The following is a 20,960-nucleotide window of genomic DNA, read 5'->3' as shown; positions in this document are numbered from 1 at the left end:
GGGCATGACAGTCCCCCGCTTCAGCGACGCGCTCGGCCACGGCATGAGCGACAAGCGCATCGACATCCTGCGCGGCATCGGCCGCACCGGCAGCATCTCGCAGGCCGCGCGCGACGCCAGGGTCAGCTACAAGGCGGCCTGGCAGGCGATCGCGACGCTGACCAACCTGGCCGGCGTGCCGCTGGTGGAACGCTCGGTGGGTGGCGCGGGCGGTGGGGGCGCGGTGCTCACAGGAGAGGGCCGTCAACTGCTGGAGCTGGCCGATGCGCACGAGGTGGCGCGACGCGCCGTGCAGACTGTCGGCACCGCGTCCACGGCGATGGCGCGACTCTCGATTCGCACCAGCATGCGCAACCAGCTGCCCGCCACGGTGAGCGCGCTGGAACGCGCCGGCCGAGTGGTGCGCGTGCGCATGAGCCTGCCGGGCGGCGATGGCATTGCGGCACGCATCACGCAGGAGAGCGCCGAATTGCTCGGTCTCGCGGAAGGGATGGCGGCCATCGCGTTGTGCAAGGCGACGGCGGTGCGCGTCGAGCGCGCGGATGCCGCCGCGCAACTGCACGCACAACCGCTGGGGAACCAACTCGGCGGCACGGTGGCGCGCATTGCGCGAGAGAGGGACAGCGACAGCGGTGACGAGGTGGTGGTCACCTTGGCCGGTGGCGTGCAGGTCGTTGGCTTTGCGGCGGGTGGCAGCGCCTTGCGCACGCGTCAGCGCGTCACTGCCGTGGTCGATGAAGCAGCAGTCGTCGTGGCGCTGCCCGGTTGATTCCTCGCGGGATTCCGCGCCAGGTTGCTGAAGGCATCTTCGAGCACGGGATGGCGCCAGGCATAGCCCGCGGCCAACGCGGCGCGTGGCACGACGTTCTGCCCGTCGAGCAGGATCGTCGCCATCTCGCCGACCAATGCACGCAGCGGTGCGGCCGGCATGCGCAGCCACGCGCGGCGGCCGAACGATGCAGCCAGTGACCTGGCGAAGCGCGCTTGCGGCGGCGTGTCGGGCGCGACGGCATTGAGGGGGCCGCTGATGCTGTCGTCGTCCATCGCGAAGCGGATCATGCCGACGGCATCGTCCAGGTGAATCCACGGCGCCGGCTGGTGTCCGCTGCCCAGCACCGCCCCGAAGCCCATCCGCGCGCTCAGCGCCAGCATCGGATACGCGCCATCGCCACGGCCCAGTACGACGCCGAAGCGCATCCGCACCACGCGCACCTTCAAGGCTTCGGCGCGACGTGCCTCGTGCTCGATGGCGGCGCACAGGTCGGACTGGAATTCGCCTGGCCGCGCGGGACTGTTCTCGTCGAGCAATTCGATGGCGTCCCCGGGCGAAGTGCCGTAGTAGCCCACCGCCGACGCGCTGACCAGCACCCGCGGCGGCTGCTGCAGGCGGCGCATCAGGTCCACCAGCGCCGACGTCACGTCGACGCGGCTCGCCAGCAGTTCGCGGCGCCGCCTCGCCGTCCACGGCATGCCGAGCACGCGCGCGCCGGCCAGGTTGACGATGGCATCGATGCGCGTGCGCTGCATGCCTGCAGGAGGGCCGCGGCTCCAAGCCTGCCTGCGCAGCCTTGGACGGCCCCGCAAGAGCAGCCGCCTCTGGCGTCCGCCCGTGGCGCCGCAGGTGCATTCGGGGGTGGGTCAGCTCTAGGGCGCTGACATGCCCTTGTCCTTCATCACCGTGCGCGCCTCGGGGCCAGCCAGCATCGCCAGGAATGCACGTGCCGCATCCGCGTCGCGTGCGGCCGAACCGACGCCGCCCGCATACACCGTGTAGTTCTGGATCTCCGCAGGAATCGGGCCGAGCACCGTCACGCCGGGAACCATCATGAGTTCACTGATCTGCTGCAGCGCGATGTCGGCTTCGCCGCTCACAAGCTTCTGCGCCGTCAGGCCGCCGGGCACGAGCACGGCCTTGGCCTGCATCTGCGGTGCAATGCCCATCTTCCCGAAAAGCTGCGACAGGTAGATGCCGCTGGAGCCCCCGGCGGCCGGGTCGATCATCGCGACCGCGCGGGCTTTCAGCAACGCCTGCTGGAAGGCGGCAACGCTCCCGATGTCCTGCGCCGGGCTGCCTTGCTTGATGGCCACGCCGATGCCGACGCGGGCGACGGGCATCGACGTGCCAGGCGCGACCTTCCCGCCTTTCGCCTGATCGTCGATCCCGGCGGTGGTGAGGATCGCCACATCAAAGGCCTCGCCGCCGGCGATGCGCTTGGCGAGCGCGCCGGCCGTGTCGGAGTCGATCGTCAACCTGTGGCCGGTGCGCTGCTCGAACAGCGGCGCCATGGCTGCGACGACGGGCTTGAACGCGCCGGCCGTGAGGACCTTGACCTCCGCTGCGACAGATGTTGCCGCCGCTGTCAGCGCGACGAAGGCCAGCACGGCCGTACGGAAGACATTGCGTTTCATCGCCCGCGGTGCCCCAGTTTTCGATACACGGTCGCGCGGCTGATCCCCAGCACACGCGCTGCCTCGGCCACGTTGCCGCGGGCCTCGGCAACGGCCTTGCGAATCAGCGCCGCCTCCACGTCGCGCAGCCTGGGACGCGGCGTTGGCGCGCCCGCCGCCGTCATCGCATCGTCAGACCCACGCCCGGCCAGCGGCAGTGCCTGCAGGCGCAGCCCGGACCACAGCGGCACCTCGATCGGCGTCGCGTCGGCGCGCCGCGCGGCGTCCCACAGCACGGTCCAGGGCAGAGCGAACAGATCGCTGGCGTGCAAGGGTGAAGACGAAGCGGCCGTCATCGCGGACTGATTGACCATCTCCCGCGCCGCTGCATTGCTGGCCGTCACATGGCCATCGCTGTCCAGGCACAGCAGGCCCTCGGATTCCGCGTGGCCGCCCCAGCCCGGCCAGTTCAGGCGCACCAGCAGGTCATGCGGCTGCCGCAGCACAAGCGCGTTCTCGATGCTGCGCGCCGAGAGCGCAGCCAGTTGCCTGAGTTCCGGCCGCTCCACCGCATTCACGGCGCTCAGGTCCAGCATGCCGACGCAGCGCCCGTCATGTCCGAACAACGGGGCGCCGGCGCAACTGAACACGCTGGTGTCGTCGAAGAAATGTTCCCCGCGATGCAGCCACACCGGCTGCAGCTCCGACAGCGCCGCCCCGATGGCGCTGGTGCCAACGGCGCGTTCCGACAGGTCGACGCCGACGCGCGCAATGTTGGTGGCCGCTCGCTCGGCATTCGGCGGCAGGCCGCGCGCATCGATCACGACGCCGCGCGCATCGGTCAGGATCGCGAAGTAGCCAGTGTCGGCAATGGCCCGCGCCAGCCGGTCGAGCACCGGCCGCGCCGCGGCAACGAGGCCTCGGTTGCGCTCCGACATGCGGCGTGCGTGCTGCGCCGACACGGCATCGAAACTCACGCGCTGCTGCGGCCTGTGGCCGGCGGAAAGACAGCGCAGCCACGAGCGCGAAATCCAGGGTGCGACGCGCGGACTGTCGGGGGCGGCGGATTCGATCACTTCGCGGCGCGCCTGGGCGATTTGCGCGGCGCGTTCAGGCGGCAGGGCGGGAGGGTTGGAATGCATCAAGGGCGGATTGTGAACGCGCTGTTCAATTTTGAGAATTTCACCGCAACCGTACAAACGTCTAGGGTTTTGCCTAGCATTCGGCCACGGACCCGCGCCGAAGATTCAACTCGCCGAATTCGGCCATCAGCCATCCCCATAAAAGGAGTCAGCCAAATGCAGGTCAAGCTCACGGTCAACGGACGCGCGGTCACTGTCGACGCGCCGCCCAACACCTTCCTCGTGCACGCCATCCGCGAGCATCTCCACCTGACCGGCACCCACGTCGGCTGCGACACGGCCCAATGCGGCGCCTGCACCGTCCACGTCAACGGCCGCGCCGTCAAGTCCTGCAACGTGCTGGTCGGCCAGGTCGCCGGCGCCGACATCACCACCATCGAAGGCATCGCCCAGCCCGATGGCACCATGCACCCGATGCAGGCGGCGTTCAAGGAATGCCACGGCCTGCAATGCGGCTTCTGCACGCCCGGCATGGTGATGAGCGCCATCGACCTGTGCACGCACCATCCCCGGTCGAGCGAGACGGAGATCCGCTCGCTGCTCGACGGCAACCTGTGCCGCTGTACGGGCTACCAGAACATCGTCAAGGCCGTGAAGATGGGCGGCGAGGCGATGCTGGCCGAGCCGGCCAAAGCCACCGTCCCGGCTTGAACGAGGAGCACACGACATGGGTGCATCCGACTTCTCCAAACTGCCGCACATCGGCGAATCGATCCGCCGCAAGGAAGACTATCGCTTCCTGACCGGCGCCGGCAACTACACCGACGACATCAACCTGGCGCAGCAGTCGCACGCCGTTTTCGTGCGCTCGCCGCATGCGCACGCCACCGTCAAGTCCGTCGACACTGCCGAGGCGCTGAAGATGCCCGGCGTGATCGGCATCTTCAGTGGCAAGGACATCGAGGGAAAGATGGGTGGCCTGCCTTGCGGCTGGCTCATCAACAACCCCGACGGCACGCCGATGAAGGAGCCGATGCACCCGATCCTCGCGATCAAGAAGGTGCGCTACGTGGGTGACCACGTCGCGATGGTCGTGGCCGAGACGATCGAGCAGGCCAAGAACGCGGCCGAGGCCGTGGTCGTCGACTACGACGTGCACACGCCGGTCGTCAGCGTGGCCGACGCCGCGAAGAAGGCCAGCGGCGTGACCATCCACGACGAGGCGCCGGACAACCAGTGCTACAAGTGGGTGCTCGGCGACAAGGGCGCTGTGGATGCCGCTTTTGCCAATGCCGCGCACGTCACCAAGCTGGACCTGGTCAACAACCGCCTGATCCCCAACGCCATCGAGCCGCGCGTCGCCATCGGCAGCTACAGCCGCGCGACCGAGGAGTACGTGCTCTATGTGTCGAACCAGAACCCGCACGTCGAGCGCCTGCTGATGACGGCCTTCGTGCTCGGCCTGCCCGAACACAAGGTGCGCGTGATCGCGCCGGACGTGGGGGGAGGATTCGGCTCGAAGATCTACCTGTATGCCGAGGACGTGGCGCTGACTTGGGCCTCCAAGCAGCTCAACCGCAGCATCAAGTGGGTGGCCGAGCGCTCGGAATCCTTCCTGAGCGATGCGCATGGCCGTGACCATGTGAGCCACGCCGAAATGGCGATGGACAAGGACGGCAAGTTCCTCGCCCTGCGCGTGCACACCGACGCGAATCTCGGTGCCTACCTGTCGACCTTCGCGACTGCCGTGCCGACGATCCTGTATGCGACCCTGCTCGCGGGCCAGTACGCGACACCGCTGATCTACGCGGAGGTCGACGCCTGGTTCACCAACACCGCCCCGGTCGATGCGTACCGTGGTGCCGGGCGACCCGAGGCCACGTACCTGCTGGAACGCCTCGTCACGCGCTGCGCGTGGGAGATGAACCTGAAGCAGGACGAGATCCGCCGCCGCAACTTCATCACCAGCTTTCCGTACCAGACGCCGGTCGCATTGCAATACGACACGGGCGACTTTCCGCCTCTGCTCGAGCGTGCCAACGAACTCGGCGACGTCGCAGGCTTCGATGCCCGCCGCGCCGAGAGCGAGAAGAACGGCAAGCTGCGCGGCATCGGCTACTCCAGCTACATCGAGGCATGCGGCATCGCGCCGTCGAACGTGGCGGGTGCGCTCGGTGCGCGCGCCGGCCTGTTCGAAGCCGGCGAAGTGCGCGTGCATCCGACTGGCAGCGTGACGATCTTCACCGGCTCGCACAGCCACGGCCAGGGCCATGAAACGACCTTCGCGCAACTGGTCGCGGCAAGGCTCGGCATCGCAGTGGAAGCCGTCGACATCGTGCACGGCGACACCGGCCGCGTGCCCTTCGGCATGGGCACCTACGGTTCGCGTTCACTGGCCGTCGGCGGCACGGCGATCATGAAGGCCCTTGACAAGATCGAGACAAAAGCCAAGAAGATCGCCGCGCATCTGATGGAAGCCAGCGATGCCGACATCGAGTTCGCGAACGGCGAGTTCACGGTGAAAGGCACCGACAAGAAGATCCCCTTCGGCCAGGTGGCACTGACGGCCTACGTGCCGCACAACTACCCGCTCGACAAGCTGGAGCCGGGCCTGAACGAAACCGCGTTCTACGACCCGACCAACTTCACCTACCCGGCCGGCACCTACATCTGCGAGGTGGAGATCGACAAGGGCACGGGCGAGGTCAAGATCGACCGCTTCACCGCGGTGGACGACTTCGGCACCATCATCAATCCGATGATCGTCGAGGGCCAGGTGCAGGGCGGCATCGTGCAGGGCATCGGCCAGGCGCTGATGGAAAACTGCGTGTACGACCACGAGACGGGCCAGCTCCTCACCGGCAGCTTCATGGACTACGCCATGCCGCGCGCCGAGGACTTCCCGAACTTCAAGCTCGACACGCTGAGCACACCGTGTACGCACAACCCGATCGGCTCCAAGGGCTGCGGCGAGGCGGGCGCGATCGGCTCGCCACCAGCGGTCATCAACGCCGTGCTGGACGCGCTGGCGCCGCTCGGCGTGAAGGACTTCGACATGCCCGCATCGCCGCACCGCGTGTGGGAAGCCATGCAGAAGGGCAGCACCACGCCCACGCAGCAACCTGAAACCCCGTCGCTGGCCGCCAGCACCCAGGGCCGTCCGGCCGTCTAAGACAAGAAGGAAAAACAAACCATGTACGCCTTCACCCTCGAACGTCCCGCCACCGTCGCCGATGCCGTCAAGCTGGCTGGCGCAGGCGGCAAGCCGCTGGCCGGCGGCCAGACGCTGCTGGCCTCGATGAAACTGCGCCTGTCGGCACCCGAGCAACTCGTCGATCTCGGCGGCATCAAGGAACTCACCGGCATCAGGAAAGACGGCAACACCATCGTCGTCGGCGCCATGTCGCGCCACCTCGACGTGGCCAACAACGCCGACGTCAAGGCCGCCTACCCGGCGCTGGCCAACCTGGCCTCGCGCATCGGCGACCGGCAGGTGCGTGCCATGGGCACCATCGGCGGCTCGGTGGCCAACAACGACCCGGCTGCCTGCTACCCGAGCGCGGTGCTGGGCTCCGGCGCGACCATCGTCACCAGCAAGCGCGAGATCGCGGCGGACGACTTCTTCCTGGGCCTGTTCACCACGGCGCTTGAAGACGGCGAGCTGATCACCGCGATCCGCTTCCCGATCCCGAAGAAGGCGGTGTACGAGAAGCTGCGCCAGAAGGCCTCGCACTTCCCGCTGGTCGGCGTGTTCCTCGCGCAGTACGACAGCGGCGTGCGCGTGGCCGTGACCGGCGCAGGCAATGGCGTGTTCCGGCACAAGGGGCTGGAAGATGCGCTCAACAAGAGCTTCACGCCCGAGTCGGCAGCCGCGGTGAAGATCGATGCGAGCGAGCTCAATTCCGACCTGCATGCTTCGGCCGCCTATCGTGCCAACCTGATCAGCGTGCTGACGCAGCGGGCGGTCAAGGCGCTGGCTTAACCGGGCTCGCCCAGGTCGCCGCGCGCTTTTCGCGGGCGACCCAAACCCCTGTCGCAGGCAACATTGCGGACCGGCCCCCTCCCGATCCGCGATGTTTCCCGACGAAACGCCGAGCGAACTCGCGGTAAAAAGACATATGACTTCTGAAACGCCGACCGCTCCGTTCGCCTCCATCGACGAGGTCACGCAAGCGCTGCAGGCGGCCGGCTATTTCGCGGACCGCCGGCTGGCAACCGCCGTCTTCCTCGCACTCAAGCTGCAGCGCCCGCTGTTGCTGGAGGGCGAGCCCGGCGTCGGCAAGACCGAACTGGCCAAGGCCCTTTCCAAGGCCCTGACGCGCGAACTGCTGCGTCTGCAGTGCTATGACGGGCTGGAGCAGCGCGAGGCACTCTACGAATGGAACTACGCCGCCCAACTGTTGCACATGCGCGCGGCCGAGGCGCATGGCGCGTCGAGCGACATCGAGTCGGAGGTGTACCAGCCCCGCTACCTGGTGCGCCGGCCCCTGCTGCAAGCCTTGCAGGCGCCAGCGCCCGGCGCCGTGTTGCTGATCGACGAAGTGGACCGCGCCGACGAGCCCTTCGAGGCCTTCCTCCTCGAATACCTCGGCGAATACCAGGTCAGCATTCCCGAGCTGGGCACGATCAGCGCGCTGGTGCCGCCGGTGACCATCCTCACCAGCAACCGCACGCGCGACCTCAATGACGCGGTCAAGCGCCGCTGCCTCTATCACTGGCTCGACTATCCCGAGCGCGAACGCGAACTCGCCATCGTTCGCGCGCAGGCGCCGCAGGCCAGCGCCGTGCTGTCCGCGCAGGTGGCTGCCTTCGTCGGCAAGCTGCGCTCCCAGCCCTTCAGCAACGCCTTCCAGCGCGCGCCCGGCATTGCCGAAAGCGTTGAATGGGCCAAGGCGCTGGTCGCGATGGACACGCTCGAGCTCGACCCCGAAGTCATCGTCAACACTGCCGGCATCCTCTTCAAGCAGCGCGACGACGTGGCTGCGCTGACGCACACATTGGCAGCCGACCTGCTCAAGCCGGAGGAGGCCGGGGCATGAAAGCCGGAGCAGAACGCAGAAGTCGCAAAGGTCTCGCAGAAGTCGCAAAGGAAAACCTTCAAAGTTTTCCTTGTCTTTTTCGCGTCCTTTGCGAAGCCTTTGCGAGCTCTGCGTTCGGTCCCCGTATTTGCATCGGACAGCCATGCAACAACTAGGCGACGCCCGCTCCGGCAAGCTCGCCGGCAACATGGCGAGCTTCGGCCGTGCGCTGCGCCGCGCCGGCGTGCGTACCGATGCCGCGCGCATCGCGCTGGCGGCAGAGGCGGCCATGCTGGTGGGCGTCGACACCCGCTTCGACTTCGCGGCCGCGCTGGAATCCGTGATGGTCAGCCGCGAACAGGACCGCATGGTGTTCCGCGAACTCTTCGACGCATGGTTCCGCGATCCGGAGCTGGCCAAGAAGATCCTGCAGCAGATGCTGCCCAGCGCCGAAGGCAAGGCCGAGCCCGTCAAGCGCCGGCCGCGCGTGCGGGAGGCGCTGGCCGCGCCGCGCGCCAAGGTCATGCCGGCCAGGACCGAGCGCGAGGTCGAGTTCGACGCTGCCATGACAGCCAGCGACCGCCAGCGCATGCAGCATGCCGACTTCAACGCGCTGGGCGCGGCCGAATACCAGCTGGTGGAGCGCCTTGCCCGCGACATCTCCTTGCCGGTGCCGAAGCTGCCCGCGCGCCGCTTGCGTGTGGCCAGCGGCGCGAGCAGCCATTCACGCATGCACTGGCCCGGCGTCCTGCACCAGGCCGCGCGCACCGGCGGCGAGTTGATCCGCCTGCCGCGCCTGGAGCGGCGCAAGCAGCCCTTGCCCCTGCTGATCCTGGTCGACGTATCGGGCTCGATGGAACGCTACGCCCGCCTGCTGCTGGCCTTCCTGCATGCGGCCACACGCAGGGCCGGCCCGCGCGACGTGTTCGCCTTCGGCACGCACCTGACCGATCTCACGCCCGCGTTCCGCATCGCCGACACCGACGTCATGCTCGAAGCCGCCAGCGCCGCCATCGACGACTTCGCCGGCGGCACGCGGCTCGGCGGTTCAATGACCCAGCTGCGCCGCCGCCACGCGAGGCGGCTGGTCGGCCGCCGCACGCTCGTGCTCGTGATCAGCGATGGCCTCGACACCGGCGAGCCGGCCGAACTGGAGCAGGAGTTGCTCTGGCTCAAGCGCCACTCGCGCAAGCTGCTCTGGCTCAACCCGCTGATGCGCTACGAGGGCTACGCACCCCTTGCGCGCGGAGCGGCTTTGCTGCACCGCCATGCGGACGCGATGCTCGCGGTCCACAATTTGAGCGCGCTGGAAGAGCTGGCCGCGAGCCTTGCCGCGCTGATGCGGGCGGGTCGATAGCCCTTCGGCCGCGAACGACAGAACAAAGAAGGAAACACCATGGAAATGCTCGGCACCCGCCAACTCGGCGTCACCCAACAACAGGCTTGGGAAGCGCTCAACGACCCGGCCACGCTGAAGGCCTGCCTGGCAGGTTGCGACAAGTTCGAGCCCGCCGGCGACGACACCTATGTCGTCGGCATGGCGGTCAAGGTCGGCCCCGTGTCGGCCAAGTTCAACGGCAAGGTCGCGCTGACCGAGATCGTGCCGCCGCAGAGCTACAAGCTGTCCTTCGAAGGGCAGGGCGGCGTCGCCGGTTTCGGCAAGGGCGCATCGAGCGTCTCGCTGACCCCGAACCCGGGCGGCTGCGAGCTCGGCTACACCGTGCAGGCCCAGGTCGGCGGCAAGATCGCGCAGTTGGGCCAGCGACTGGTGGACGGCGCCGCCAAGTCGATGGCCGACGACTTCTTCAAGCGCTTCGACGCGCTGATGGCCGAGCGCTATCCGGCGCCCGCCGCCGCCGTGGCCGGCGCCGACGACGAGGAGGAAGGCGGCACCTCCTTCGGCAGCATCGATTCGCTCGCGCCGCGCACCCGGCCGATGTCGCCCTCGGGCGAGTCCGCCGGCGGGTCGAGCCAGAAATGGATCTGGGTGGTCGTGGCCGTCGTGGTGGCTGTGGGCGCCTACCTGTATCTGCGCGGCTAGGACGGGCGGCCATGGAAAACCTGGACGTGATGGTGCTGCGAACCCTGCGCGACTGGCGCCTCGCCGGCCGTCGCGCCATGCTGACCACCGTGGTGCGCACCTGGGGTTCGTCGCCCCGGCCGGTCGGATCGATCATGGCGCTGGCGGAAGACGGCGCGGTGTCCGGCTCGGTCTCGGGCGGCTGCATCGAAGATGACCTCATCGCTCGCTATTCGCGCGCCCATGGCGGGCCCGGCACCATGCCGCATGGCGCGCCGGCGCTGGTCAAGTACGGTATCACCGCCGACGAGGCACACCGCTTCGGCTTGCCCTGCGGCGGCACGCTGGAACTGCTGCTCGAATACGACCCCGATGCCGCGTCGCTGCAGGCGCTCGTGGCCGAGCTGGAGCAAGGCACGCTCATGCAGCGCAGCGTCTCCCTGGCCGACGGCAGCGTGAGGCTGGCCTCGGCTTCCTCGCCAGCCGCGCTCAGGGTGGATGAGCGCGAATTGGTCAACACCTTCGGCCCTGAATACCGCATGCTGCTGATCGGCGCCGGCCAGCTCGCCGAATACCTGGCCACGATGGCGCGCTTCAGCGGTTTTGCCGTCACGCTGTGCGACCCGCGCGACGAATACCGCAGCGAGTGGTCGGTCCCCGGCGTGACCATCACCACCGTCATGCCCGACGACGCCGTCACCGCTTTCCGGCCCGACCGGCGCAGTTGCGTGGTCGGCCTCACGCATGACCCCAAGCTCGACGACCTGGCCCTCCTCGAAGCGCTGCAATCCGAAGCCTTCTATGTCGGCGCGATCGGCTCGCGCCGCAATGCCGACGCACGACGCGAGCGCATGATCGAGCACTTCGACCAGACCGAGCAATCCCTGGTGCGCCTGCGCGGCCCGATCGGCATCTACATCGGCAGCAAGACGCCGCCCGAGATCGCGGTGAGCGTGATGGCGGAAATCCTGGCCGTCAAGAATGCGGTGACCTTGCCGCGCGAGGCCGAAGTGGCGCATGCCAAGGCGTTGCAGGAAGCAGACTGACCTTGAACATTTCACGGGTATCCGGCCTCGTTGCGCGAGCGGCGCGGAAAGTGGCTGTCCCGTGTAGTAGATTGGGCCGTCTTGCTCGGTGCCAAGCTGAATTGGTGGCGCAGCGTCTGTCCACTTGCTTGTTCCCATGTTCCGCGACCCTCTCGATGATCTCTCCGTGACCGCCCCGCCAGCAGTCGATGTTTCATGCCGACGCTGGGTGGAATCCCGCGACCCGGCCCGCTGGCGGCAGGTCGGCGAGCAGTCGTTTGCCTTCCACCACAACCTCGCCAGTCATCCCTTGTTCGAACTCGATCGGCTCGGCGCGCTCGTCGAGACCCTGTTCGACCGGACAGACTGGATGCGCGAGTTCTCGTCCGCAGAGCGAAGCCAGGGGCGCACCGCGCTGCGGGATCGCCTGCGCGATTCGGTGCTGCACATTGCCAGCGCCGACGAATGGGTCGTGCTGCACTTCGTGGACCAGGCGGACCCGGAATACCACGCGTTGTACGAACAGGTGCTGGCGGACCTCGAGCGCGCCGCGGGCATCCAGTTCCGCAAGGACATGACCTGGGCCGGGATGAGCATCGTCATCCAGCCGCCCGGCTTCGTGGCGCCTTACCACTTCGATCATTCGAACTCCTTCATGCTGCAGGTTCGAGGCGCAAAGAACCTGACGGTGTTCCCGAACGAACGCCACGTCGTCACGGAGGAAGAGATCGAGGACTACTACCGGCACAACCCGCTGGCGGCAAAGTTCCGCAGCGAAGTGGAGGACACCGGCATCGAATACCTGCTTCGGCCCGGCGTCGGGGTCTACAACCCGCCGTTGTCGCCGCGGGTGACGCGCACCGGCGATGAGGTCTCGGTGAGCATTTCGATCCACTATTCCCTTCCCGAGGCCGATGCGCGTGCACATGTGTACCAGGCCAACTACGTGCTGCGTACGCTCGGCTTGCGACCCACGCCGCCCGGCCGCTCGCAGGCGCTCGACAGGGCCAAGCATCGCTTCATGACCGCGCTGTCGAAGTCCAGGCCGCGTAGCTACGACGAAGCGATCTTCTCCGGCGTCGACCGCCTGGGCGCGCCGCTCCGGGTAGCCAAGCGGATCGTCCGGAAGCTCCGGCGCTAACCCTGCTGGGCAGGCCCGCGGCAATGTCGAGAGTGCGCATGTTGTGGACCGCCGGACCGGGTTGTGAGGTATAAAACCTTGCTCTGACATGACGTTGTCGCACCTGATCGTCGAGCCATCATGGCCGGCAGGCACTATGCACCACCCACGCAGCCCTTTCGGTCTTTCCCCTGGCAGCCTCCGCAACGGCCTTTGCGTCGTCGCGGCATTGAGCATTGCAGGCTGCGCGACAGAGCGTGTTCCCTTGCCGCCGCTGCCGCCATTGCCCTCGTCGACGACCTCTGCCGCGCCACCGGCGCCAGCGCCTCCTCCGGTGGTGGCGCCCCGGCCAGCGGGCGCCTACCTCCGGCCTGCGCCGGGCCCGATCCTGGCCCGGTACGATCGCGAGCGAAACAAGGGGCTCGACATCGCGGGCGCCGCTGGCGATCCGGTGCTGGCTTCACGCGACGGCCGTGTGGTGCTGGTGAGCAGCGCCTTGCCCGAATACGGGACGATGATCGTCGTCAAGCATGACGAGAACTTCATCACCGCCTATGCCCATGTCGGCAAGGTGCTCGTCAAGGAAGACGACGCGGTCCGGCAAGGCCAGCAGATTGCGGAGATGGGCAGCACCGGCACCAACCGCGTGAAGCTCCATTTCGAGATCCGCAAGCAAGGCGTCGCGCAGGACCCGGAGCCCTACTTGAACGGCGCGTTGCGCTGATCGACTCCCGGCCGCGCGCCGTCGGATGCAGCGGCTTCCGACGCTTCGAGGCCCTCGGTTGGTGCCGCTTCGGCGGACGCACGGTCGGCCTTGCGGGCACGGAACAGCGCCGCACGCATGAGGAAGATCGTGGTGATCGGCGCGGTCATGGCGACGAACAGCGAAATCAACCCCGCATGCAGGAACAGGTGCAAGCCCTGCACCGAGAAATAGACGCCGGTCGCCAGCGTGATGCACCAGACGCCGAAGGTCGCGCCCAGCGTCGGCGCGTGGATGCGGCGGAAGAAGGTCGGCAACCGGACCAGCCCGAACGAGCCGATCGCGGCGAACGCGGCCCCGAGCACGGCGAACACGGCCGTCAGGACCTCCGCCCACAGTGGCAGCGCATCCGTGCTGTTCATTCGATCACCTCGCCGCGCAAGAGGAACTTGGCCATCGCCATCGATCCCACGAAGCCGAACAGGGCGATCAGCAACGCCGCCTCGAAGTACACGTCGCTGGCGTAGATGATGCCGAGCACCAGCATCATCAGCATGCCGTTGATGTAGAGGCAGTCGAGTGCCATCACGCGGTCCTGCGCGGTCGGGCCGACCAGCAGGCGGCCGAGCGCGCAGAGCATGCCGACAGCGAGCAGGAAGAGCGCGGCCTTCAGGGCCCAGAGCAGCAAAGGGGTCATTCGAAGATCTCCATGAGCAGGCGTTCATAGCGCTGCTTGATCATCGCGATGAAGGCTTCGTCCTCCCCGTCCAGGTCGAACACGTGGATCAGCAGTGTCGACCGGTCCAGCGCCAGTTCTGCCCAGGCCGTGCCCGGCGTGAGGCACAACACCATCGCCAGCATGGCCAGGCCGCTCGGATCGCGCATGTCCAGCGGCACCTGCACGAAGCGCGACGAGATGGCGGCGCTGCGGCGCGTCAGCAGCAGCCGCGCCACGTCGAATGCCGACGCCACGAGGTCCACCGTCACACGGACCGCCAGCTTGAACAGCAGCGCCGGATTCCGCACACGCGCCTGGGCCGGTCGCAGGCTTCGGGTGAGCATTGGTACCGCGATGGCCAGCACCGCGGCCAGGAGCAGCGTGGCGGCGTCCAGCGACTGGTTCAGCACCACCCACACGGAGAAGAGGAACACCGACAGCGGCAGAGACGACAACCAGCGATTCATGGCGTGCGCTTTCCGGCGACGGGGTTGGGCACCTGCCGTGCGCCCATCACGGCCTTGCGATAGGCGGTGGGGGTGAACAAGCCCCTGGCCGTCGCCGTGGCGTGCTGCATCACCGGGCCTGCCTCGGTCGTCAGCGCCACGCAGCAGAGCAGCAGCGCCGCCACCGGCAGCAGCTCGACCGCGCGCAGCAGCGGAGGGGTTTCCACGGGCTGGGTCCAGAAGTGGCGTATGCCGGTGCGGGTCATGGCCACCAGGGTCAGGAAGCCCGACACCAGCAGCAAGGCCATGAACATCCAGCCAGAGGCGCCCGTCTCGCGCGCGCCAAGAAGGCCCGAGAGCATCGCGAACTTGCCCAGGAAGCCCGACAGCGGCGGCATGCCTGCCAGCAACAGCGTGCAGCCTGCAAAGCCCAGCCCCAGGAAGGCCACGCCCGCCGGGATGGCGCGGCCGTAGATCTCGCGCTGGTCGTCGTCGAGGTTCACGCCTTCGATCTGCTGCAGGTCGGGCGTGAGGAAGGGCGCGTGGTCGGCGACTTCGTGCGGCGCGATGCTGGCGCCCTCGTTGCGCCAGCGTTCGATCATGTCGATCAGCAGGAAGAACGCACTCACCGCCAGCGTCGAGCTCAGCAGGTAGTAGAGCGCCCCGGCCCACACCGCGGGCTCGCCGAGACCGATGGCCGTCAACAGCGTCCCGGCCGACACCAGCACGCTGAAGCCGGCCAGGTTCGACATGCGCTGCGTGCCGATGATGCCCAGCGCGCCGACGAACAGCGTGGTCATGCCGAACGCCATCAGCACGTTGTGGCCGAACTGTGCCGACGCGCCGGTATCGGGCGCGAACATCAGCGTCCACAAGCGCAGGATGGTGTAGATGCCGAGCTTGGTCAGCAGCGCGAACACCGCGCTCACCGGCGACACTGCCGCGCTGTACGCAGGCACCAGCCAGAAGTTAAGCGGCCAGGTGCCGGCCTTGGCCAGGAAGGCGGTGAAGAGGATGGCCGTCGCCGCATGCACGAGGCCACGGTCGGCCGGCGCGATCTGTGCGATGCGCATGCCGAGGTCCGCCATGTTCAGCGTGCCGGTCGCGCCGTAGAGCATGGAGGCGCCGATCAGGAACAGCGACGAGGCCGCCAGGTTGATCGCGATGTAGTGCAGGCCCGCCTGCACGCGCAGCCGGCCCGAACCGTGCAGCAGCAGTCCGTAGGAGGCCGCCAGCATCACCTCGAAGAAGACGAAGAGATTGAACAGGTCGCCGGTCAGGAAGGCGCCATTCAGGCCCATCAACTGCAACTGCAGCAAGGCGTGGAAATGCACGCCCGCGCGGTCCCAGCGCGAGGTGGAGTAGATCGAGGCCGCGAAGCCGATCACTCCCGTGAGCGCCACCATCAATGTCGAGAGCCGGTCGGCCACCAGCACGATCCCGAACGGCGCGCGCCAGTTGCCCGGCAGGTAGACGCCGATGGAGCCGGCCCCGCCGCCCACGTCGGGGGCGTTCACCCAGCGCAGCAGGGCCAGCGCGGCCACCAGCCCCGCGAGGCCCGACACCACGCTCAGCACCGCCTTCTCGCGGCGCCGCTTCTCGTTGAGCAGCAGCATCAGCGCAGCGGTGAGCATCGGCACGAGGATCGGCACCGCCACCAGGTGCGGCATCGTGGCGTCGAGCAGCCGGTCGAGCAACTGGGTGACGGTCATGGGCCGGCCTCCTGCTCAGGGGTGCGGGTGCGGGTACCGAACGCAGAAGTCGCAAAGGTTTCGCAGAGGTCGCAAAAGAAAACCCAAAAATTTTCCTTGAAGTCCTTTTGCGGCTTCTGCGTAGCTTTTGTCTTCCTTCTGCGTTCGGTACCCGATCCCGATCCCGATGCCGTATTCATGACGTGCCATCCCCGCTGTCCGCATGCTTGTCGCCGTCCACATGGTCGTTGCCCGCAAGACCGCGCGAGGCGAGCATGACGACCAGGAACAGGGCGGTCATGGCAAAGCCGATGACGATGGCGGTGAGCACCAGCGCCTGCGGCATCGGGTCGGCGGTGTTGGCCAGCGTGGCGCGGATGCCTGGCGTGAGCACCGGCTCGCTGTCGACCATCAGCCGGCCCATGCTGAAGATGAACAGGTTCACCGCGTACGACACCAGCGTGAGCCCCATGATGACCTGGAAGGTGCGCGGCCGCAGCAGCAGGTACACGCCCGATCCGGTGAGCACGCCGATGGCAATGGCCAGCACGGCTTCCATCAGCGGGCGCCTCCGGCGTCGACGGGTGCGAGAGGCGGGGCGTCGGCTGACGCAGCGGCAGCGGCCAGGCGTTCGGCTTCCTTTTCCATCTGTTCCGCCACCCAGCGATGGCTGCGGATCGACTGGTGGGCCAGCGCCGTGAGGATCAGCATGGTCGAGCCCAGCACGATTGAAAAAACGCCCGTGTCGAACAGTGCCGCGCTCGGAACATGGATCTCGCCCAGCACCGGCAAGTGCAGGTGCGCGGTGTGCGTGGTCATGAACGGATAGCCGAGCAGCACCGAACCGCCGCCGGTCGCCAGCGCCAGCAGCATGCCGACCGCGATCCAGCGGCGCGGATAGATGCGCAGATGTTCCTCCACCCACTCGGTGCCCGACACGATGAACTGCAGCAGCAAGGCCACCGACATCACCAACCCGGCGACGAAGCCGCCGCCGGGCGCGTTGTGCCCGCGCATGAAGAAGTACACCGACACCAGCACCGATAGCGGCAGCAACAGGCGGATCAGCACCGCCGGCACCATCAGGTAGCCCACGGCCGTGTCCTTCGCGAGCCGCGGGTTCAGCAGGTCGGTGCTGCCGTCATGGCTTTGCGCGCGCTGCTGCTCGGGCAGCGCCATCGATTCCGGCGCGGGCCGGAAGCGCCGCAGCAGCGCATACACCGTCAGCGCCACCACGCCGAGCACCGTGATCTCGCCGAAGGTGTCGAAACCGCGAAAGTCGACCAGCATCACGTTGACTACGTTCGCTCCGCCGCCCTCGGTCATCGCGCGGTCCAGGAAGAAGGGCGAGATGCTGAGCGGGAAAGGTCGCGTCATCATCATCCAGGCCAGCAGCGCCATGCCGCTGCCGGCGCAAGCGGCCACCACCAGGTCGCGGCCACGCCGCCTCCAGAGCTGCAGGCGCGCCCGCATCGGCTGCACCGTCGCCTTGCGCAGCGGCAACCAGCGCAGGCCCAGCAGGATCAGCACCGTGGTCACGGTCTCGACCACGAGTTGCGTCAGGGCCAGGTCGGGCGCGGAAAACCAGATGTAGGTGATGCAGCAGGTCAGGCCTGCCCCCGCCGCGAGCATCAGCGATGCCAGCCGGTGGAACTTCGCCTGCCAGGCTGCCGCGACGGCACAGGTGCAGCCGATCAGCCAGGTCATCGCGAACATCGGCGAGAACGGCAGCAGCTCACGCGTACCGCGCGATGCCGGCGTCAACCAGAGCGCGGCAGCCGCCAGGCCCATCGCCACCAGCACCAGCACCAGCAACTGCGGCTGCAGGCGGCGCGTGCTCAACAGTCGCCGGCCGCGTCGCCCGGCCTCGCTCATCCGCGCGATCACGTTCTCGAAGATGCGCTGCCCGTCGAGGTGCTGCAGGAACGGCGTGCGCACCAGCCCGCCGCGTTCGCGCCGGCGCCGCTGCAGCAGGAACAAGGAGAGGCCGCCCGCCAATGCGATGAAGCTCATCAGCAGCGGCAGGTTGAAGCCGTGCCACACCGCCAGGCTGTAGTCGGGCAACTCCCCACCCACCACCGGCCGTGCGGCGGCGGCCAGCAGCGGGCCGATCGACCAGGCCGGCGCCACGCCCACCACCAGGCACACCAGCACCAGCAACTCGACCGGCACGCGCATCCAGTGCGGTGGCTCGTGCGGCGTCTTCGGGACCTCGGAACCGCAGGGCGGTCCGAAGAAGACGTCGAACACGAAGCGGGACGAATACGTGACGCTGAAGATCCCGCCCAGCGTGGCGACGATCGGCAGCGTCCATTCGACCCACGGCGCGGCGTCGACCAGCACCGCCTCGGCGAAGAACATTTCCTTCGACAGGAACCCGTTGAGCAGCGGCACGCCGGCCATCGCGGCGCTCGCGATGATCGCCAGCGTGCCGGTGATTGGCATGAGCTTGATCAGCCCGCTGAGCTTTCGGATGTCGCGCGTGCCGCTCTCGTGGTCGATGATGCCGGCCGCCATGAACAGCGAGGCCTTGAAGGTCGCATGGTTCATCACGTGGAACACCGCGGCCACGGCGGCCAGCGTGGAGTTGAGCCCCAGCAGCAGCACGATCAGCCCGAGGTGCGAAATCGTCGAATAGGCAAGCAGGGCCTTCAGGTCGCGCTGGAACATCGCGACAAACCCGCCGAGCAGCAGCGTGATGGCGCCGGCCCCGCCGACCAGCCAGAACCACTGCTCGGTGCCCGACAACACCGGCCACAAGCGCGCAAGCAGGAACACGCCCAGCTTCACCATCGTGGCCGAATGCAGGTACGCGGACACGGGCGTCGGCGCGGCCATGGCGCGCGGCAGCCAGAAGTGAAACGGAAACTGCGCGCTCTTGGTGAAGGCGCCCAGCAGCACCAGCACCAGCATCGGCGCATACAGCCCGTGTGCCCGAATCCGCGCGCCCGAGGCAAGCACCGCGTCCAACTCGTAGCTGCCGACGATGCGGCCAAGCACCAGCACGCCCGCCAGCAGGCACAGCCCACCCGCGCCGGTCACGGTGAGCGCCATGCGCGCCCCGCGCCGCGCATCGCGCCGGTGGTGCCAGTAGCCGATCAACAGGAAGGAGAACAGGCTGGTCAGTTCCCAGAACACCACCATCTGCACCAGGTTGCCCGACAGCACCACGCCCATCATGGCGCCCATGAAGGCCAGGAAGAACGAGAAGAAGCGGGGCACCGGATCGGACGGCGACATGTAGTAGCGCGCGTAGAGCACCACCAGCGCCCCGATGCCGAGCACCAGCATGCAGAACAGCCACGCGAAGCCGTCGAGCCGGAAGACCAGGTCAAGCCCGAGCGAGGGCAGCCATTCGAAGCGCTCGCGGATCACCTCGCCGCCGGCAACTCGGGGAAACAGCCACGCGACCTGTGCCGCGCAGCCCAAGGCGACCAGGCCCGCAAGCGTCGATTCCCGGTTGCGCGCGTTCGACGGCATGGCTGCCGCCAATACGCTGGCGACGAAGGGGAGCGCGACGAGGAGTACCAAGGGCATCGCGGTGGATTATGGGTCGCGCGCGCGCGCGACGCCATCGCGAAACCGGAGCCTTGCCTATGTCGCGATGAAGTGGACCGTGCGGATGCCGAGCCAGGTCAGGACCAGCGAGCCTGCAAGATGACTGGCCGCGGTAACCAGCGCCACCCCGGCGCGTCCCTCCATCAGCATCGTCGTTACCTCGGCCGAGAAGCTCGAGAACGTTGTCAGCCCGCCCAGGAAACCGGTGACGATGGCGAGCCGCCACACGGGATCGATGTCGGGCATGGCCGCAAAGATCGCGACCATCACGCCGACGAGATAGCCGCCGATCAGGTTGGCCGCGAGCGTGCCCCAGGGCATGAAGCCGCCGACGCCAAGCCAGAGCGCAAGGCCCCAGCGGGAAAGGGCGCCCAGCGAGGCGCCGACGCAGATCGCGAAAACGGGAAGCAGCATGGCCGCGACTTTACTTCTCCGCGCCCATCAACAGGTCGGGCAGGATCGTCACGGTGCCCGGGGAACAGCGTGATGAGCGCGATGCACACCACCGGGCAGAGAAGAAGGGGTCGCGGTCTTGGTGTTGATGTTGCTGTCCTTGCCCGTGCTGCTCCCGCCCATGAAAAAAGCCGCCCGAAGGCGGCTCGACGCGATCAGCGGATCGCGGCCTACTTGCCAGCAGCAGCCTTTGCAGCCGGTGCCACCGCAGCAGTGGCGGCGGGTGCTGCGGCCGCAGCGGCGGATGCGACCGCCGGGACCACGGCGGGCTTGGCCGGGGCGGCAGGCGCTGCCGGTGGCGCAGCAGCAGGAGCCGGTGCAGCCGCCGCTGCCGGTGCAGCAGCCGCCGGTGCAGCAGCAGCGACCTGCGCGTTCTTGCCATTCTTCTTCTTGCCGTCGGCATGCGCCATCGGCGTAAAGGCCTGGCCATTGATCGTGAGGCCTTCGTTCGACAGCTTGGCCGCGGACTTGTCCTTCACCCCCTTGACGCGGCTCATGAAGTCGCCCCAATCCTTGAATTCGCCTTGCGCGCGCGCATCGACGATGCGCTTGGACATGGCCGGGCCGACACCCTTGAGGCTGTCGAGTTCTGCGGCGGTGCCCTTGTTGGCCTCGACTGCGGCCCACGACGAAACGGCGAACAGTGCAGCGGCAAACGCGGCCGCGATCTTCTTGAACATGTTGAAACTCCCTGATTGTGTGAAATGAAGCCGCCGACGCAAGCGCTGCGCGGCGGCC

Annotated in this window: 21 protein-coding genes; 10 read left to right on the top strand and 11 right to left on the bottom strand. The window is 67.8% G+C overall.

Features of this window, described 5'->3' with window-relative positions; all coding sequences use genetic code 11:
• Positions 1 to 4: 4 nt before the first annotated feature.
• Positions 5 to 769 carry a TOBE domain-containing protein gene (locus HCU76_RS08675; protein WP_218509015.1) on the top strand — a complete coding sequence of 255 codons (765 nt, stop codon included), beginning with the start codon at positions 5 to 7 and terminating at the stop codon, positions 767 to 769.
• Here the strand turns inward: HCU76_RS08675 and HCU76_RS08670 are convergent.
• From HCU76_RS08670 to HCU76_RS08660, 3 genes are all read right to left on the bottom strand, one after another.
• On the bottom strand, positions 712 to 1,527 hold the full coding sequence (locus tag HCU76_RS08670; protein WP_218509014.1) for a TIGR01777 family oxidoreductase: 816 nt from the start codon (positions 1,525 to 1,527) through the stop codon (positions 712 to 714). The genes HCU76_RS08675 and HCU76_RS08670 overlap by 58 nt on opposite strands.
• A 117-nt stretch (positions 1,528 to 1,644) precedes the next feature.
• Complete coding sequence (locus HCU76_RS08665; protein ID WP_218509013.1) at positions 1,645 to 2,409, bottom strand: substrate-binding domain-containing protein; 765 nt, start codon at positions 2,407 to 2,409, stop codon at positions 1,645 to 1,647.
• Complete coding sequence (locus tag HCU76_RS08660; RefSeq protein ID WP_218509012.1) at positions 2,406 to 3,530, bottom strand: helix-turn-helix domain-containing protein; 1,125 nt, start codon at positions 3,528 to 3,530, stop codon at positions 2,406 to 2,408. The genes HCU76_RS08665 and HCU76_RS08660 overlap by 4 nt, the downstream gene beginning before the upstream one ends.
• Before the next feature lie 156 nt (positions 3,531 to 3,686).
• Between HCU76_RS08660 and HCU76_RS08655 the strand changes: the two genes are divergently transcribed.
• The 9 genes from HCU76_RS08655 (at position 3,687) to HCU76_RS08615 (ending at position 13,377) form a co-directional block, all read left to right on the top strand.
• Complete coding sequence (locus tag HCU76_RS08655) at positions 3,687 to 4,181, top strand: (2Fe-2S)-binding protein (RefSeq protein WP_218509011.1); 495 nt, start codon at positions 3,687 to 3,689, stop codon at positions 4,179 to 4,181.
• A gap of 16 nt (positions 4,182 to 4,197) precedes the next feature.
• Positions 4,198 to 6,642, top strand: a complete 2,445-nt coding sequence (locus HCU76_RS08650) for a xanthine dehydrogenase family protein molybdopterin-binding subunit (RefSeq protein ID WP_218509010.1) — start codon at positions 4,198 to 4,200, stop codon at positions 6,640 to 6,642.
• Positions 6,643 to 6,663: 21 nt separating this feature from the next.
• Entirely contained in the window at positions 6,664 to 7,452 is a 789-nt protein-coding gene (locus HCU76_RS08645) for a xanthine dehydrogenase family protein subunit M (protein WP_213955620.1), read from the top strand.
• 136 nt (positions 7,453 to 7,588) lie between these two features.
• Complete coding sequence (locus HCU76_RS08640) at positions 7,589 to 8,509, top strand: MoxR family ATPase (protein WP_213955621.1); 921 nt, start codon at positions 7,589 to 7,591, stop codon at positions 8,507 to 8,509.
• A 142-nt stretch (positions 8,510 to 8,651) separates the two neighbouring features.
• Positions 8,652 to 9,845 carry a VWA domain-containing protein gene (locus HCU76_RS08635; RefSeq protein WP_213955622.1) on the top strand — a complete coding sequence of 398 codons (1,194 nt, stop codon included), beginning with the start codon at positions 8,652 to 8,654 and terminating at the stop codon, positions 9,843 to 9,845.
• A 39-nt stretch (positions 9,846 to 9,884) separates the two neighbouring features.
• On the top strand, positions 9,885 to 10,529 hold the full coding sequence (locus HCU76_RS08630) for a CoxG family protein (RefSeq protein WP_213955623.1): 645 nt from the start codon (positions 9,885 to 9,887) through the stop codon (positions 10,527 to 10,529).
• 11 nt (positions 10,530 to 10,540) lie between these two features.
• On the top strand, positions 10,541 to 11,554 hold the full coding sequence (locus HCU76_RS08625) for an XdhC family protein (RefSeq protein ID WP_213955624.1): 1,014 nt from the start codon (positions 10,541 to 10,543) through the stop codon (positions 11,552 to 11,554).
• Positions 11,555 to 11,690: 136 nt separating this feature from the next.
• Positions 11,691 to 12,674 (top strand): hypothetical protein, encoded by a 984-nt coding sequence (locus HCU76_RS08620; protein WP_218509009.1) that lies wholly within the window; start codon positions 11,691 to 11,693, stop codon positions 12,672 to 12,674.
• Positions 12,675 to 12,918: 244 nt separating this feature from the next.
• Complete coding sequence (locus tag HCU76_RS08615) at positions 12,919 to 13,377, top strand: M23 family metallopeptidase (protein ID WP_256354082.1); 459 nt, start codon at positions 12,919 to 12,921, stop codon at positions 13,375 to 13,377.
• On the opposite strand, the gene mnhG is transcribed toward HCU76_RS08615, so the two are convergent.
• The 8 genes from mnhG to HCU76_RS08575 all read right to left on the bottom strand — a co-directional run bounded on the left by mnhG (position 13,353) and on the right by HCU76_RS08575 (position 20,902).
• Positions 13,353 to 13,778 carry a monovalent cation/H(+) antiporter subunit G gene (mnhG, locus tag HCU76_RS08610; protein WP_213955627.1) on the bottom strand — a complete coding sequence of 142 codons (426 nt, stop codon included), beginning with the start codon at positions 13,776 to 13,778 and terminating at the stop codon, positions 13,353 to 13,355. The two genes, HCU76_RS08615 and mnhG, sit on opposite strands and share 25 nt — an antisense overlap.
• Positions 13,775 to 14,053: a K+/H+ antiporter subunit F gene (locus HCU76_RS08605; RefSeq protein ID WP_213955628.1), complete on the bottom strand. Its 279-nt coding sequence runs from the start codon at positions 14,051 to 14,053 to the stop codon at positions 13,775 to 13,777. Before HCU76_RS08605 ends, mnhG begins: the two co-directional genes overlap by 4 nt.
• Entirely contained in the window at positions 14,050 to 14,541 is a 492-nt protein-coding gene (locus tag HCU76_RS08600) for a Na+/H+ antiporter subunit E (RefSeq protein ID WP_213955629.1), read from the bottom strand. The genes HCU76_RS08605 and HCU76_RS08600 overlap by 4 nt, the downstream gene beginning before the upstream one ends.
• Positions 14,538 to 16,232, bottom strand: coding sequence for a monovalent cation/H+ antiporter subunit D (locus tag HCU76_RS08595; protein ID WP_213955630.1), 1,695 nt, complete (start codon positions 16,230 to 16,232; stop codon positions 14,538 to 14,540). Before HCU76_RS08595 ends, HCU76_RS08600 begins: the two co-directional genes overlap by 4 nt.
• Positions 16,233 to 16,407: 175 nt before the next feature.
• A complete protein-coding gene (locus tag HCU76_RS08590; RefSeq protein WP_213955631.1) occupies positions 16,408 to 16,770 on the bottom strand; it encodes a Na+/H+ antiporter subunit C in 363 nt (120 codons plus the stop codon).
• A complete protein-coding gene (locus HCU76_RS08585; RefSeq protein WP_213955632.1) occupies positions 16,770 to 19,748 on the bottom strand; it encodes a monovalent cation/H+ antiporter subunit A in 2,979 nt (992 codons plus the stop codon). Before HCU76_RS08585 ends, HCU76_RS08590 begins: the two co-directional genes overlap by 1 nt.
• Positions 19,749 to 19,805: 57 nt before the next feature.
• Positions 19,806 to 20,183, bottom strand: coding sequence for a fluoride efflux transporter CrcB (crcB, locus tag HCU76_RS08580; protein WP_213955633.1), 378 nt, complete (start codon positions 20,181 to 20,183; stop codon positions 19,806 to 19,808).
• A 209-nt stretch (positions 20,184 to 20,392) separates the two neighbouring features.
• Complete coding sequence (locus tag HCU76_RS08575) at positions 20,393 to 20,902, bottom strand: helix-hairpin-helix domain-containing protein (RefSeq protein ID WP_218509008.1); 510 nt, start codon at positions 20,900 to 20,902, stop codon at positions 20,393 to 20,395.
• Positions 20,903 to 20,960 lie beyond the last annotated feature (58 nt).

Origin of the sequence: Variovorax sp. dw_308 (genome assembly GCF_019207085.1) — a bacterium.
In the GTDB taxonomy this organism is placed as follows: domain Bacteria; phylum Pseudomonadota; class Gammaproteobacteria; order Burkholderiales; family Burkholderiaceae_C; genus Variovorax.
Note: the sequence above shows the minus strand (reverse complement) of the source record. Positions and strands in the feature narration are given on the sequence as shown.

Coding starts and splice junctions, on each gene's coding strand:
- HCU76_RS08675 (WP_218509015.1), top strand. CDS start 5: ATGACAGTCCCCCGCTTCAGCGACGCGCTCGGCCACGGCATGAGCGAC.
- HCU76_RS08670 (WP_218509014.1), bottom strand. CDS start 1,527: ATGCAGCGCACGCGCATCGATGCCATCGTCAACCTGGCCGGCGCGCGC.
- HCU76_RS08665 (WP_218509013.1), bottom strand. CDS start 2,409: ATGAAACGCAATGTCTTCCGTACGGCCGTGCTGGCCTTCGTCGCGCTG.
- HCU76_RS08660 (WP_218509012.1), bottom strand. CDS start 3,530: ATGCATTCCAACCCTCCCGCCCTGCCGCCTGAACGCGCCGCGCAAATC.
- HCU76_RS08655 (WP_218509011.1), top strand. CDS start 3,687: ATGCAGGTCAAGCTCACGGTCAACGGACGCGCGGTCACTGTCGACGCG.
- HCU76_RS08650 (WP_218509010.1), top strand. CDS start 4,198: ATGGGTGCATCCGACTTCTCCAAACTGCCGCACATCGGCGAATCGATC.
- HCU76_RS08645 (WP_213955620.1), top strand. CDS start 6,664: ATGTACGCCTTCACCCTCGAACGTCCCGCCACCGTCGCCGATGCCGTC.
- HCU76_RS08640 (WP_213955621.1), top strand. CDS start 7,589: ATGACTTCTGAAACGCCGACCGCTCCGTTCGCCTCCATCGACGAGGTC.
- HCU76_RS08635 (WP_213955622.1), top strand. CDS start 8,652: ATGCAACAACTAGGCGACGCCCGCTCCGGCAAGCTCGCCGGCAACATG.
- HCU76_RS08630 (WP_213955623.1), top strand. CDS start 9,885: ATGGAAATGCTCGGCACCCGCCAACTCGGCGTCACCCAACAACAGGCT.
- HCU76_RS08625 (WP_213955624.1), top strand. CDS start 10,541: ATGGAAAACCTGGACGTGATGGTGCTGCGAACCCTGCGCGACTGGCGC.
- HCU76_RS08620 (WP_218509009.1), top strand. CDS start 11,691: ATGTTCCGCGACCCTCTCGATGATCTCTCCGTGACCGCCCCGCCAGCA.
- mnhG (WP_213955627.1), bottom strand. CDS start 13,778: ATGAACAGCACGGATGCGCTGCCACTGTGGGCGGAGGTCCTGACGGCC.
- HCU76_RS08605 (WP_213955628.1), bottom strand. CDS start 14,053: ATGACCCCTTTGCTGCTCTGGGCCCTGAAGGCCGCGCTCTTCCTGCTC.
- HCU76_RS08600 (WP_213955629.1), bottom strand. CDS start 14,541: ATGAATCGCTGGTTGTCGTCTCTGCCGCTGTCGGTGTTCCTCTTCTCC.
- HCU76_RS08595 (WP_213955630.1), bottom strand. CDS start 16,232: ATGACCGTCACCCAGTTGCTCGACCGGCTGCTCGACGCCACGATGCCG.
- HCU76_RS08590 (WP_213955631.1), bottom strand. CDS start 16,770: ATGGAAGCCGTGCTGGCCATTGCCATCGGCGTGCTCACCGGATCGGGC.
- HCU76_RS08585 (WP_213955632.1), bottom strand. CDS start 19,748: ATGCCCTTGGTACTCCTCGTCGCGCTCCCCTTCGTCGCCAGCGTATTG.
- crcB (WP_213955633.1), bottom strand. CDS start 20,183: ATGCTGCTTCCCGTTTTCGCGATCTGCGTCGGCGCCTCGCTGGGCGCC.
- HCU76_RS08575 (WP_218509008.1), bottom strand. CDS start 20,902: ATGTTCAAGAAGATCGCGGCCGCGTTTGCCGCTGCACTGTTCGCCGTT.